The organism is Methylobacterium variabile, assembly GCF_001043975.1.
Taxonomy (GTDB): Bacteria; Pseudomonadota; Alphaproteobacteria; order Rhizobiales; family Beijerinckiaceae; genus Methylobacterium; species Methylobacterium variabile.
This window is the reverse complement of the sequence record NZ_LABY01000304.1, coordinates 1-12,989: the sequence shown is the minus strand read 5'-3', so window position 1 is coordinate 12,989 and position 12,989 is coordinate 1. Positions and strand designations below refer to the sequence as shown.

General features: G+C 69.4%; 11 protein-coding genes. 8 read left to right on the top strand and 3 right to left on the bottom strand.

The annotated features are described in order from the left end of the window. Positions 1–596: ABC transporter ATP-binding protein (locus VQ02_RS31745; protein WP_048448254.1), on the bottom strand; the 596-nt coding region annotated here is incomplete at its 3' end. Between the two features lie 7 nt (positions 597–603). After that, positions 604–1,647 carry an extracellular solute-binding protein gene (locus VQ02_RS31740; protein WP_048448253.1) on the bottom strand — a complete coding sequence of 348 codons (1,044 nt, stop codon included), beginning with the start codon at positions 1,645–1,647 and terminating at the stop codon, positions 604–606. Between the two features lie 182 nt (positions 1,648–1,829). On the opposite strand from VQ02_RS31740, the gene VQ02_RS31735 reads away from it, so the two are divergent. The 3 genes from VQ02_RS31735 (at position 1,830) to VQ02_RS31730 (ending at position 4,474) form a co-directional block, all read left to right on the top strand. Then, positions 1,830–2,603, top strand: a complete 774-nt coding sequence (locus tag VQ02_RS31735; protein WP_053080626.1) for a GntR family transcriptional regulator — start codon at positions 1,830–1,832, stop codon at positions 2,601–2,603. Positions 2,604–2,875: 272 nt separating this feature from the next. Next, complete coding sequence (locus VQ02_RS40145; protein WP_167350813.1) at positions 2,876–3,304, top strand: transposase; 429 nt, start codon at positions 2,876–2,878, stop codon at positions 3,302–3,304. A gap of 51 nt (positions 3,305–3,355) precedes the next feature. Next, a complete protein-coding gene (locus tag VQ02_RS31730; RefSeq protein WP_048448252.1) occupies positions 3,356–4,474 on the top strand; it encodes a helix-turn-helix transcriptional regulator in 1,119 nt (372 codons plus the stop codon). A gap of 1,511 nt (positions 4,475–5,985) precedes the next feature. Here VQ02_RS31730 and VQ02_RS31720 read toward each other — a convergent pair. Continuing rightward, positions 5,986–6,918 (bottom strand): LysR family transcriptional regulator, encoded by a 933-nt coding sequence (locus tag VQ02_RS31720; protein ID WP_048448250.1) that lies wholly within the window; start codon positions 6,916–6,918, stop codon positions 5,986–5,988. A gap of 126 nt (positions 6,919–7,044) precedes the next feature. Here VQ02_RS31720 and VQ02_RS31715 point away from each other — a divergent pair, with 126 nt between their 5' ends. From VQ02_RS31715 to VQ02_RS31695, 5 genes are all read left to right on the top strand, one after another. Then, positions 7,045–8,001 carry a hydroxymethylglutaryl-CoA lyase gene (locus VQ02_RS31715; protein WP_048448249.1) on the top strand — a complete coding sequence of 319 codons (957 nt, stop codon included), beginning with the start codon at positions 7,045–7,047 and terminating at the stop codon, positions 7,999–8,001. After that, a complete protein-coding gene (locus VQ02_RS31710; protein ID WP_245239907.1) occupies positions 7,998–9,293 on the top strand; it encodes a CaiB/BaiF CoA transferase family protein in 1,296 nt (431 codons plus the stop codon). Before VQ02_RS31715 ends, VQ02_RS31710 begins: the two co-directional genes overlap by 4 nt. A 345-nt stretch (positions 9,294–9,638) precedes the next feature. Next, positions 9,639–11,111, top strand: coding sequence for an MFS transporter (locus VQ02_RS31705; protein WP_048448248.1), 1,473 nt, complete (start codon positions 9,639–9,641; stop codon positions 11,109–11,111). A gap of 194 nt (positions 11,112–11,305) precedes the next feature. After that, on the top strand, positions 11,306–12,406 hold the full coding sequence (gene hppD, locus VQ02_RS31700; RefSeq protein ID WP_048448247.1) for a 4-hydroxyphenylpyruvate dioxygenase: 1,101 nt from the start codon (positions 11,306–11,308) through the stop codon (positions 12,404–12,406). Positions 12,407–12,422: 16 nt separating this feature from the next. Beyond that, positions 12,423–12,812, top strand: coding sequence for a Rieske 2Fe-2S domain-containing protein (locus VQ02_RS31695; RefSeq protein WP_048448246.1), 390 nt, complete (start codon positions 12,423–12,425; stop codon positions 12,810–12,812). Positions 12,813–12,989: the final 177 nt, after the last annotated feature.

Sequence of the window (12,989 nt, the reverse complement as noted above, 5' to 3'; positions counted from 1 at the left end):
TCGTCCTGGTCGTGGGTGACGAACAGGGCGGTGGTGCCGAGCTCGCGCAGGAGGCGCTTGAGGTCGATCTGCATCGCCTCCCGGAGCTTGCGGTCGAGGGCCGAGAACGGCTCGTCGAGGAGCAGGAGCTTCGGCCGCACGGCCAGCGCCCGCGCCACCGCCACGCGCTGCTGCTGCCCGCCGGAGAGCGCCTGCGCCCGCCGGTCGGCAAAGGGCGCCATCTGGACGAGGTCGAGGAAGCGCGCGACGGCGGCCGGGATCCCGCCCCGCTCATGCCCCCTGGCCTTGAGCCCGAACGCCACGTTCTCGGCCACCGTGAGGTGCGGGAACAGGGCGTAGTTCTGAAACACCACCCCGACGTCGCGCCGGTGCGGCGGGGTGCGGGTGATGTCGCGGCCGTCGAGCACGACCCGGCCGCGGTCTGCTGCGACGAGGCCGGCGACGATGCGCAGCAGCGTCGTCTTCCCGCAGCCGGAGGGGCCGAGCAGCGAGACGAACTCGCCGCGGGCGACCGCGAGGTCGACGCCGCCGAGGACCGCGCTCGCGCCGAAGCGCTTCTCGGCGCCCGCGACCGTGAGGAAGCCGGGATCGGGCATGGCGGCCTCAGATCGCCATCTCGCGGTCCCACCGCTTGATCCAGCCGTCGCGCTCGCGGGCGACGGTGGCCCAGTCGATCTGGTGCACCACCATGTCGGCGGGCAGGCCCGCCGGGCGCGGCACCGCGCGGTTGGTGGCGAGCGAGAAGGTCGGGCCGACGAGGCGCTGCTGCAGCTCGGCCCCGAGCAGCATGTCGACGTAGGCGAAGGCGAGATCGGGCTGCGGGCACCCCTTCACCACGGCGATGCCCGACGGCATCGCGAACACGCCCTCCTTCGGCGCCGCGAGGGCGATCGGGGCGCCGGCGGCCTTGCGCTCGAGCGCGTAGGACGACATCGCGGACGAAATCATCCAGGCCTCGCCCTGCTCGAGCAGATTGTAGGCCTGGGGCTGCTGCGTGTAGACCGTGAGCAGGTTCGGCTTGAGCGCGGCGAGCTTGCGGAAGCCCGGCTCGACGTCGCCTTGCGCCGCGTCGAGGGACGTGCCGCCCGCGAGCGCCGTGGCCGCGAAGATGTTGGGCAGTCCCTCGGTGTTCTGCAGCGAGGGGACGATCACCCGACCCTTGTACTTCGGGTCGTAAGGGTCGGCCCAGGAGGTCGGGGCCTGGCGCATCGCCTCGGTGTTGTAGGCGATGCCGAGCCAGGGCTGCAGGTAGTTCGCCCACATCCCGTCCCCGTGGACGGTGCCGGGGACCAGGGCGCCGAGATTCGGCACCCGGGCCGGGGTCAGCGGGTCGAGGAGCCCTTCGCGCACCGCCAGGATCATCACCGGATCGTCCATCTGGACGACCGACAGGTAGGGCCGGTCCCGGTTCTTCTGCATCTTCTCGAGGTTCACGAGCGAGCGCGTGCCCTCGAAGATCACCTTGGCGCCGTGCTTCCGCTCGAAGGCCGGAACCACGATCTCCTCGACCCAGGCCTTGTGGCTCGCGGCGCCGCCGACGACGAGCTCGCGGGTCTGCGCCCGTAGGATGCCGGGCGCCCCCACCAGGGCACCGAGGGCCGCGGCCCCGCGCAGCACCGCGCGTCGATCGGGAGGGAAGGACGGCATGGCGGGAAACCCTCCGGACGGAGCGGACGACGCCCTAGCGATACGGCCGCGAGCCCGGAAATCGAAGCACAAACTCAGCGCAATTGTGCACAATCTTGGGGCGAAAGGCGGCAGGAACGGCCTTGGGCGGCGCAACCTTCGGGCTTATCTCGGGACAGGCCGACGCGGGTTGGGAGGGCTTGATGGACCGGAAGGCGGTGCGCGCCGTCGCGATGGCCGCCGAGGCGGCGCAGGCCGGGCTCGACGAGACGGCGGTGCACGCCGTCCTGGCGCGGGTGCTGCTCGACGGACGGGTTCCGGCCGGGACCAAGCTCGGCGAGCACTTCCTCGCCGAGATCTTCGGGGTGAGCCGCGAGCGCGTGCGCAAGGTGCTGCACCGGCTCGGCCACGAGCGGCTGATCACCGTCGAGAAGAACCGCGGCGCCTTCGCGATCGCGCCCGATCTCGGCGAGGCGCGCACGGTCTACGAGGCGCGGCGCATCCTCGAGGGCGGCATCGTCGGCCACCTCGCGACCGCGCTCGATGCGACCGGCGAGGCGCGGCTCGCCGCCCACGTCGCCGCCGAGGACGCCGCGATGGCGGCGGGCGACCGCTTCACCTCGATCCGCCTCTCGGCGGAGTTCCACACCATCCTGGCCGACCTCACCGGCAACGTGCTGATCCGACGCCAGATGCAGGAGCTCGTCGCCCGCACGATGATGCTGGTGGCGTTCTTCGAGCCCGACAGCTCGGTGGCCTGCCAGTGCGCCGAGCACCGGGCGGTGTTCCGGGCGCTCAGCGGCCGTTCCCGGGCACAGGCGGTGCGGGCGATGACGACGCACCTGTCCCTGGTCGAGACGCGGCTGCGCCCGCGGGTCTGCGAGCCGGTCCCCCCTCCCCTCGACGAGGTCCTGCGCGACGCGCTCGCGACATGGCAGACCGGGCCGGCGGTGCGGCCGGCCCGCGGCGCGGCCTGACGGCGCCCGCCGGGGCTCTCTCGTGCATCGACGTCGAGCAGGAAGGCGGCGACGTGCTCGAGCTCGCCCGAGGAGCAGCATGTGGTCCTCGGCGTGGCGTAGAGAGCGCGTCGCGCGCATACCGGCAGCATCAGGGATACGGCGGCAACCCGCGCTGACACCGCGAGCCTGATTGCGGCGCCAAGGGCGAGGCGCAGGTTGCCGACCCGATCAAAGCCGATCCCGGACTCCGCCCTCTTGACCAGCGCCTTCAAACCACCCCGAGCGTCGCCGTGACATTGATCGCCGGGCTGCCTGAACCCGGGCACCTTGTTCGCCGGAGCATCGCCGCCCTGGCAGGCCTGCCATCGATCGCGGGTGACAGCGGCAAGCGCGTCGGCCCACGCAGGGTCTTTGATGGCCGGCCGATCATTCGAACGATCCTTTACCTTGCAGCCCTGGAAGCCTCGCGGTGCGCCGTATTCCGGGACTTCCGCCCGCGGCTCCAGTGGGCCGGAAGGCCGGCCAAGGCGGCACTCACGGCCGCGGCCCGCACACTGCTCGTCACGCTCAACGCCATACCTGCCAGCGGCCGCGACGACACCCTGGCAGCCACGATCCGATCACACTTGCCGAGAAGCCGGAGCGGTTCATCTCCTCCCGCTGTCACCGGAGCAATCAGTGGACTCATCCAGCGGTTCGGGGCACTAGCAGAGTACTGAGAAGATGCACCCGCCCGGGGCGACTTGGGTTGCGCAGCGCCGGACTGGATCATGAATTTCTCCGCCTGGAACCGCACTGTCGAGGCCATCTACGCCGCCGCCGCGTCGCCGAACCTCTGGCCCGAGTCCCTCCAAGGTATCGCCGAGCTGCTCGACTCGCGTGGCGCCCTCCTCCTCTATCAGCACGAGGATGGACGCTACGGCGTCATCGTTTCACCGTTGCTGATCACCATGGTCCAGGACTATCAACAGCACTGGCAGTACCGCGACGTGCGCGCCGAACGCCTCTTTCACGCCATCGCCCTCGGTCAGCGCGACGTGCACGCCGACCACATGCTCTTTACGGATGACGAGATCGCGACCCTGCCGATCTACCAGCAGTTCCTCCTGCCGCATGGGATCTGCTGGAGCATGGGGGTGCCGGTCTCGCCCACTCCGGCCGTCAATGTGGTCCTCAGCCTGTTGCGGAGCCGAGAGAAGCCCGCGTTCAGCGAGGCACTCCAAGAGCAGCTCCTGGCGCTGAGCCGGCACGTCGAGCGCTCGCTCAGCCTGTCCATCCGGTTGATGGATGCTGAGGCCGAGCGGGTCGGCCTGTCCCAGGCACTCGACCGGCTCGATTGCGGCGTGTTCATCCTGGGCGGCGATCGGCAGGTGCTGCTAACGAACGGCACGGCGGAGCGGCTGCTCGGCTCGGGGCTCGTCCTGTCGGCCGGCCGGCTTCGCGCTCTGGACCGGACGGCGCATCAGGCTCTCGAGGCGCAGATCGAGGCCGTCGCGGGCGGTCAGGCGGCGAACTCCCAGTCGCTCAAGCCGCTGGTCGTGCCGGATGGCGAGCGCGGGCTCATCGTGCAGGTCGTCCCGCTGGCAGCACCGGCCGGTGTACCGGCGCTGCTCACCGCCAGGGCCGTCATCCTGGTCGAGAGCCCGCACGACGACCGTCCCTTTGACCCGGCCGTCGTACGGGATGCGTTCAAGCTTACGCTCGGGGAAGCGCGCCTGGCAGCGCTCATCGGTGCGGGCACCTCGCCGAGCGACGCGGCGGCTGCGCTGGGCATCGCGGACAGCACCGCACGGTCAGTGCTGAAGCGCGTGTTCGAGAAGATGGGCGTGTCACGGCAGAGCGAATTGGCCGCGCTGTTGGGGAAGATGTTCATGCTGCGGCAGTCGTAGCAGGTGATGCTTCGTCATTTTACTGGCGCCCTTGGCAGTAACGTGCCGTCTCACCTTGGCTCCACCCGTTTTGGACGCCTCGTTCCAGACAGCTCTGAAAGCTGGCACGACCAGGCTTTCCGGCAAGCAGGCTCGCTGCACGCGCCTGCATGGAGTCGGGCTCGCAAGAACCGGACGCATATTGCTTGCAGTTATAGTGCTGCATGCATGCTTGCGCTGATCCTTTATAACCAGCACCTTTCCCCGATGTCATTTGGCACAGGCCTACGCAATCAGATTCGCACCATGCAAATGCGCTTGTCGTAAAGATCATTGCGGAAACAAAAACCGGCAAGATCATGAGATGACGCATATCTTCTCTCCCATCATTTTTGCAGGATCGATCCGCGCTCAGGTCAGAACCGGGCGCAAGGCGTTGAGCAGGATCAGCTGCAGTTCTCGCAAGCGGCGTCAGCGGGAGCTGGAGCGGTGAGGGTCACGGCCGCGGCACCCGCGCTCAGGAGAGCGAGACGTGCCATTGGAAGCCTTTCGGGTCAGCCGCAGGAGCCGCACCTAGCCTTGGCCGGTGTCGACGCGCTGGTGGTGACGGCGACGCCTGTGCCGATCGAGCCCGGGGTGAGCGCCAGAGCGGCCAGGAGGCGGGTCATCGGACGGCGCTTCAGCAGGAGCTGCCGTAAGCGAGTGTCTTGCGCTGTTGCAGGCACGCCGGTCAGGGCCGAGACAGTGCCGACAACAAGCATGAGGGCGAAAGTCAGCGTGGAGAACAGGCACATGGCGGAAGGTCCTGCACCGGTGTCAGCGGCAAGGCGGTCTTGGGCTGTCGGTGATTTCACTCTAATCAGCCTGCCTCAGCTGCGGATCCTCCAAATGGGGGTAAGACGAGCACAGTTCTGCAGCCGGCATGGGCGATCACGATCTGGTGCCGAAGTCGCCGCACCGCGGGCGATCGATGGCTAGCGAAGGCGGGCGTGCCTGTTCGGGAAGCCCCCGCCCATCGGCCTCGATGCACCCACATCGGAGCGCTACACGAGCGCCGCCGGCTCGGCGCCGTCCGCCACGTGTCCTTTCAACCATGACCCCGTGACGCCGACCTTTTCCGATAGCGGGATATCGAGCCAGGCACGCAGGACGTGGCAGGGCGAGCAGTCATCGGCACATCTCAGAGCCAGTTTGACTTGCTCAACAGTATGAACACCCTCCTGGTCATTCCGGGGCCGCACAGCGGAGCCCGGAATCCAGAGCCACTGATTGTTCAGGAAGAGCGGATAGCCTGCCGCTTTAGCCTATGGCAACTGCGTGTCTGGCTTCCGGGCTCCACTGCGCGGCCCTGAAATGACGCGGTAACGTCGAGATCGAGAGAAGCCGATCAAGCAAACTCTCAGTTCCGCCCATGCGGAATGCACAATGCTTCGTTTCAAATTTTTCACCCGTTGTACATTACGTTGACATATGAGAAAATATTTTCATATATTTGCGTATTATCAAATCATATTCATTGCTCAGTCTTCATTTCACGCTTGAAAGTTGACATCCTGATCTGCGCTGGAACATTCCATCAAATGATCTACCAAGATACGAGCCGGTCCAGGCAGAGCGTCCGCCGCACGGGCAACGAGGCGCAATCGCCGCAAGGCCCATGGTTCGTCGATGGCGATGCCGAGCACGCCGAACCGGTCCAGGTAGGGCACGATCATCCGGTCCGGCATCACGTTCACCGCGAGACCCGCGGCGACGAGCCGGCGGGCCGCATCCATCGACGTAACGCGGTAGCGGTAATCGGGCTTGCGTCCGAGGTCCTGGGCCGCCTCCGTCAGGAGCAGCGACAGCGCCCCGATCTCCAGCACGTCGACCAGCGGGTGCTCCAGCACCTCGCTGAAGCGCAAGGCCGTGCGGCCCGCCAGCGGATGGTCGCGCGAGACGATGGCGAGCAGCCGGTCCTCGCGCCACGGCCGCGCCTCCAGGCCGGCGGGGACCCGCGCGTTGGTGGTGACGATGCCGATGTCGCCCCGCCCCTCGATCAGCTCCTGCAGGATCGGGGCGCTCGTCAGCTCGCGCAGGTCGACGACGATGCGCGGATAGAGGCGCGCGAACGCGGCCAGGCGCTCGGCGAGGTCGTGCCCGCCGATGCTGGAGGCGGTGGCGAGCAGCCGCACGCTGCCCGCGCCGCCGGCCGCGAAGGCATCCATGTCCTCTTCCAGCCGGCGCGCCAGATCCATCAGGCCGCGGGCGTGGCGCGCGAAAACCTCGCCGGCCGCCGTGGCGATGATGCCGCGGGCATGTCGCTCGATCAGCCCGACACGGGCCTCGGCCTCCAGCACCTGAATGCGCTTCGCCGCCGCCGAATTGGCGATGCCGCAATGCTCGGCCGCCTTGGCGATGCTGCCGAGCTCGAGGGCCGTCAGGTACAGCCGCAGGCTCGTCCAGTCCGGCGGTGGCGTCGTCACGGCCCTGCTCCAGCCCTTTCAGCCCAAGCGTCCGCATTTCGCGGACGCTGAGCCCGTCAATGAACGATTCTCGTCCGCATCCAGCGGACGTAAGACGGGATCAAGACAATATTGGGTGAGGAAGCGATGTCCACCGACGGCACGCGCCCCGTCATCGCCGTTCGCGAGGTCGGGCCCCGGGACGGGCTGCAGATGGTCAAGGCGGTCCTGCCGGCCACCTCGAAGCTCGCCTGGATCGACGCCATGGCGGCGGCCGGCGTGAGCGGCATGGAGGTGGCGAGCTTCGTGCCGCCGAGCCTCATGCCTCAGATGGCCGATGCCGCCGAGGTGACCTGGGCGGCGCGGCAGCGGCACCCGGACCTGACCGTGGTCGCCCTCGCGCCGAACCTGCGGGGCGCGCAGAACGCCGCCGAGGCCGGCGCGCAGGTCGTGGTCGTGCCGGTCTCGGCCAGCGAGGCCCACAGCCGCGCCAATGTCCGCCGCAGCCGGGAAGACCAGGTCGCCGAGGTCGCCCGCATCGTCGCCGCCCTCGGGCCTGGCGGGCCGCGGATCGAGGCGGGGATCTCCACCGCCTTCGGCTGCTCGCTCCAGGGCGCCGTCCCGGAGGACGACGTGGTGCGCCTCGGGGCTGCTCTCGCGGAAGCGGGCGCCGACACGATCAGCCTCGCCGACACCCTCGGCTACGCCGTGCCCGCCCAGGTCAAGCGGCTGGTCCGCCGCCTGCGCGCCGAGATCGGGGCGGCGCGCTTCGGCCACCTGCACCTGCACGACACCCTCGGGACGGCCCTCGCCAACGCCTATGCGGGCCTCGAGGAGGGTGTGCGCGGCTTCGACGGGGCGCTCGGCGGCCTCGGCGGCTGCCCCTTCGCCCCGGGCTCGGTCGGCAACGCGGCGACCGAGGACCTCGTCTACCTGCTCGAGTCGGAGGGGTTCGACACCGGGATCGACCTGCCGGGTCTCCTCGCCGCGCGGGCGCGGCTCGCCGAGTGGCTGCCCTCCGAGCGCCTGCACGGGCGCGTCGCCGCCGCCGGCATCCCGCGCACCTACCGGCACGCCGCCCCATCCCGGGACACCGCCCCATGACCGCCCGCGAGGACGACGCCATGTTCCACTCTCCTCAGAACACCGGCGCGAGCCGCCTGCCCCTGTCCGGCATCCGGGTGCTCGAGTTCAGCCACATGGTCATGGGGCCGAGCTGCGGCATGATCCTGGGTGATCTCGGCGCCGACGTCATCAAGATCGAGCCCGCGCCCGGCGGCGACAACACGCGGCGGCTGACCGGGCCGGCGGTCGGCTTCTTCCCGGCCTTCAACCGCAACAAGCGCAGCCTGTGCGTCGACCTGAAGTCCCCGGACGGCCTCGCCCTCGTGCGCCGGCTTGCCGCCGACGCCGACGTGCTGGTGGAGAACTTCCGTCCCGGGGGCATGGCCAAGATGGGGCTCGGGCTCGAATCGCTCCAGGCCGACAATCCCGGTCTCGTCTACTGCTCGCTCAAGGGCTTCCTGCCCGGACCCTACGAGCACCGCGCGGCGCTCGACGAGGTCGTGCAGATGATGGGGGGCCTCGCCTACATGACCGGCCCGCCGGGCCGTCCCCTGCGCGCCGGCTCCTCGGTCAACGACATCATGGGCGGGCTGTTCGGCGCCCTCGCGGTGGTCGCCGCCCTGCGCGAGCGCGACCGGACCGGGCGCGGCGGCCTCGTCCAGTCCGGCCTGTTCGAGACCAACATGGTGCTGGTGGCCCAGCACATGGCCCGCACCGCCGTCGACGGGCGCGACCCGACTCCCTTCGGCGATCCTGCGATGAAGAAGCCCTGGCCGCTCTACGACATCGTCGACACCGCCGATGACGGCCAGGTGTTCGTCGGGGTCGTCACCGAGACCCAGTGGCGGAGCTTCTGCGACGCGTTCGGGCTCGACGACCTCGCGCAGGATCCGGCCCTCGCCGGCATGGCGGCCCTCGCGGCGGCGCGTCCCCGCATCCTGGCGCGGGTCGGCGCGGTGTTCGCGACGCTCACCAAGGCCGAGCTGATGGCGCGCTGCGAGGCGCTCGGGCTGCCGTTCTCGCCGATCAACCGACCCGGCGACCTGTTCGACGATCCGCATCTCCTCGCCTCCGGCGGCCTCCTGCCGACCGACCTGACCCGGGCGCGGGACGACGCGGCCTTCCGGCCAGCGGCGGAGAGCGCGGGCCTGCCCGGCCTGCCGATCTCCCTGTTCGACGGCCGCCCCGGCCTTACGCGCCAGCCGCCGCGGGTGGGCGAGCACGGGCGGGACATCGCCCGCGAGGCGGGGCTCGGCGAGGGCGAGGTCGCGGCGCTGATCGAGGCCGGCATCCTGGTGGCGCCCGAGGTTCCGACGCGGGAGCCGGCCTGACCGGCGCGGGAGCGGGGTCCGGAACCTCCGATCCCTCCCGACCGCGGCCCCGTCCCGAGATGCGCAGGCGGCGCGCCTCGACCGAGGTCACCGAGGATCGCAGGACGTCCGGGGGGTCTCGTTCGCGGTAGGGCGCCCCTCAACGGCTCAGCTTTTCAAGATGAAGCTTCAGATAGGGCAGAACTCGAAAAGCGATCGCTCGATCAGCAAAGACAGAATTCAGGACATTGATCCTGAAATCCAACGCCGATCTGGCGCGAACATCGATTTTTCAAACCACCCAGTCGACCCATCCGTCGAGCAACGGGCGGCGAAAAGCCCGGATCGACGTGTCAGGAGGAAACCATGAAAGCCATCTCGGCCTACGACATCGCGACGGTTGCCGACGCCACGGCGCCCCCGCAGAGCGCGGCCGGCGCCGCCGCGATCTCCGCCCGGCTCGACCGGCTCCCGGCCTCCCGGCCGGTCTGGCGGGTGGTGGTGCTGATCAGCCTCGGGCTGTTCTTCGAGCTCTACGACCTCTTCCTCACCGGCTACGTGACGCCGGGCCTCGTCAAGGCCGGCATTCTCAGCGCCAAGGCGTCCTCCCTCGCCGGCGCCACGTCGCCCTGGCACTTCCTGACGCTGCTGTTCTCCGGCCGGGCGAGCTTCATCGCCGCCCTGTTCGCGGGCCTCTTTCTCGGCACGCTGTGCTGCGGCTTCCTGGCGGACCGGTTCGGCCGCAGGGCGGTCTTCACCTACTCGCTGCTGTGGTACTCCACCGCGAACGCCATCATGGCGTTCCAGTCCACCGCCTTCGACGTCAACCTCTGGCGCTTCATCGCGGGTCTCGGCATCGGCGTCGAGATCGTCACGATCGGCACCTACATCACCGAGCTGGTGCCCAAGCACATGCGCGGCCGCGCCTCCGCCCTGTCGCAGGCGATCGGCTTCCTCTCCGTGCCGGTGGTCGCCTTCCTGTCGTACCTGCTCGTGCCGATGGCGCCGCTCGGGTTCGACGGCTGGCGCTGGGTGGTGCTGTTCGGCGCCGGGGGGGCCCTGGTGATCTGGTGGATCCGCCGCGCCCTGCCGGAGAGCCCGCGCTGGCTCGCCACCAAGGGGCGGATCGCCGAGGCCGACGCGATCCTCACCCGCCTCGAGGACAAGGTCCGCCGCGAGACCGGCCGCTCCCTGCCCGAGCCCGAGCCGGCCACCGCCCCGGCCGCCGGGACGGAGCAGTTCAGCGACATCTGGAAGCCGCCGTACCGCCGGCGTACCGTGATGATGCTGGTGTTCCACGTCTTCCAGACGGTCGCCTATTACGGCTTCGCCAACTGGGTGCCATCCCTTCTGATCAAGCACGGCATCACCGTCACCACGAGCCTCGGCTACACCACCATCATCGCGCTCGCCGCCCCGGTCGGCCCCCTGCTCGGGCTCCTCATCGCCGACCGCTACGAGCGCAAGACCGTGATCCTCACCATGGCGGGCATCATCGTGGTGGCGGGCCTCGCCTTCTCGCAGCAGACCGAGATGCTCGGCATCCTGATCTCCGGCCTCGTCATCACGCTCGCCGCCAACACGCTCTCCTACACCTATCACGCCTACCAGGCCGAGCTTTACCCGACCCGCATTCGCGCCCGGGCCGTCGGCTTCGTGTATTCCTGGAGCCGCTTCTCGGCGATCTTCACGGCGTTCATCCTCGAATACCTGCTGAACCACTCCGGCGTGACGGGCGTGTTCCTGTTCACCTCGACCTGCATGGCTATCACCATGCTGGCGATCGGCTTGCTCGGGCCGCGCACCACGGACGTCTCCCTGGAGGCGCTGTCCAGATGATCCCGGCCCGATGATCCCGGCGGACCGGGCGTGCGCGCCCGGTCCCGAGCCCCGCGCCATGCACGATCCTCGCGCGAACGGGCCATTTCACGCGCGACCCACGCGCACAATCCGTCTCGGCTGCCGATGATCGCGCACATGATGCGATCGTCCCCGGCTCGCCTGCCACGTCCGATCGACCCGAGGAGAACGACATGGGTCCCTTCCCGCACGACGCCCCGCCCGCCACGATCAGCGCGCACAACCCCGCCGGCACCGACGGCTTCGAGTTCGTCGAGTTCGCCCACCGCGACCCAGCGGTGCTTGGGACATTGTTCGAGAGCATGGGCTTCACCGAGGTGGCACGCCACAGGAGCCGCGACATCTCGCTCTACCGGCAGGGCGACATCAACTACGTCGTCAACCGGGAGCGCGAGGGCCATACCGGCCGGTTCGTCGACGCGCACGGCCCGTGCGCCGCCGCCATGGCCTGGCGGGTGGTCGACGCGCGGCACGCCCTCGAGCGCGCCGTCGAACTCGGCGCGACGGAATATACCGGCGCCGACAAGACGATCGATGCGCCGGCGGTGTTCGGCATCGGCGGTTCGCTGCTCTACTTCGTCGACCGCTACGGCCCGAAGGGCTCGCCCTACGCCGACGACTTCGACTGGCTCGGCGAGGCGGATCCCAAGCCCTTCGGCGTCGGCTTCTACTACCTCGACCACCTGACGCACAACGTCCGGCGCGGCAACATGGACGCCTGGTACAAATTCTACGCCGAGACGTTCAACTTCCGCGAGATCCGCTACTTCGACATCTCCGGCAAGCTCACCGGCCTGACCAGCCGGGCGCTGACCTCGCCCTGCGGCAAGATCCGGATCCCGATCAACGAGAGCGCCGACGACAAGAGCCAGATCGAGGAGTATCTCGACGAGTACAAGGGCGAGGGCATCCAGCACGTCGCCGTCGCGACGAACGACATCTACGCCTCGACCGACGCCATCGCGGCACGCGGGCTCGCCTTCATGCCCGGCCCGCCGGACATCTACTACGCGCGCTCGCAGAAGCGGGTCAGCGGCCACACCGAGCCGCTCGACCGGCTGAAGAAGCACGGGATCCTGATCGACGGCGAGGGCGTGGTCGACGGCGGCATGACCCGCATCCTGCTGCAGATCTTCTCCAAGACGGTGATCGGGCCGATCTTCTTCGAGTTCATCCAGCGGAAGGGCGATGACGGCTTCGGCGAGGGCAACTTCAAGGCCCTGTTTGAATCGATCGAGGCCGACCAGATCCAGCGCGGCGTGCTGAGCGCGTAGAGCCGGAGGAGCCACGATGGGCGATTTCCGGGACCTGCCGGGCGCGCCGCCGGCCGGGGCGGCGCTCGCCGAGGCCGCGCGCCTCGACGCCACGGGCGTGCTGGCCCTCGAGATCGACAGCGGAGATGGGTTATTTCCGGTCCTGCTGCTCAAGGGCGCGGCCGGCCCGGCCGCCTTCGTGAACCTGTGCCCGCACCGCGACCTGCCGCTCACCTACCGCAGCAGCGCGGTCCTGAGCGCCGACGGCACGCTCGTGCGCTGCTCCAACCACGACGCCGGCTTCCGCATCGCCGATGGAAGCGGCGTCGACGGCCTGGCGCAGGGCTGCGCCCTCGACGTCATTCCCCTCACCGTCGACGCGGACGGGATCATCCGCGTCGACGCCCCGGGCCGGACATCGGACTGACCGCGCATTCCCCGCTCCCGCACGCCGCCCCCTGCACCTGCCGGCGAGGATCGGCGACTACGCCGACTTCTACGTCGGCATCCACCACGCCGAGACCATCGGCAAGCAGTTCCGGCCCGACAACCCGCTGCTGCCCGAGGATCCGGTGGCGCGGGTCCGGGTGCGGGCGGTGGCGGC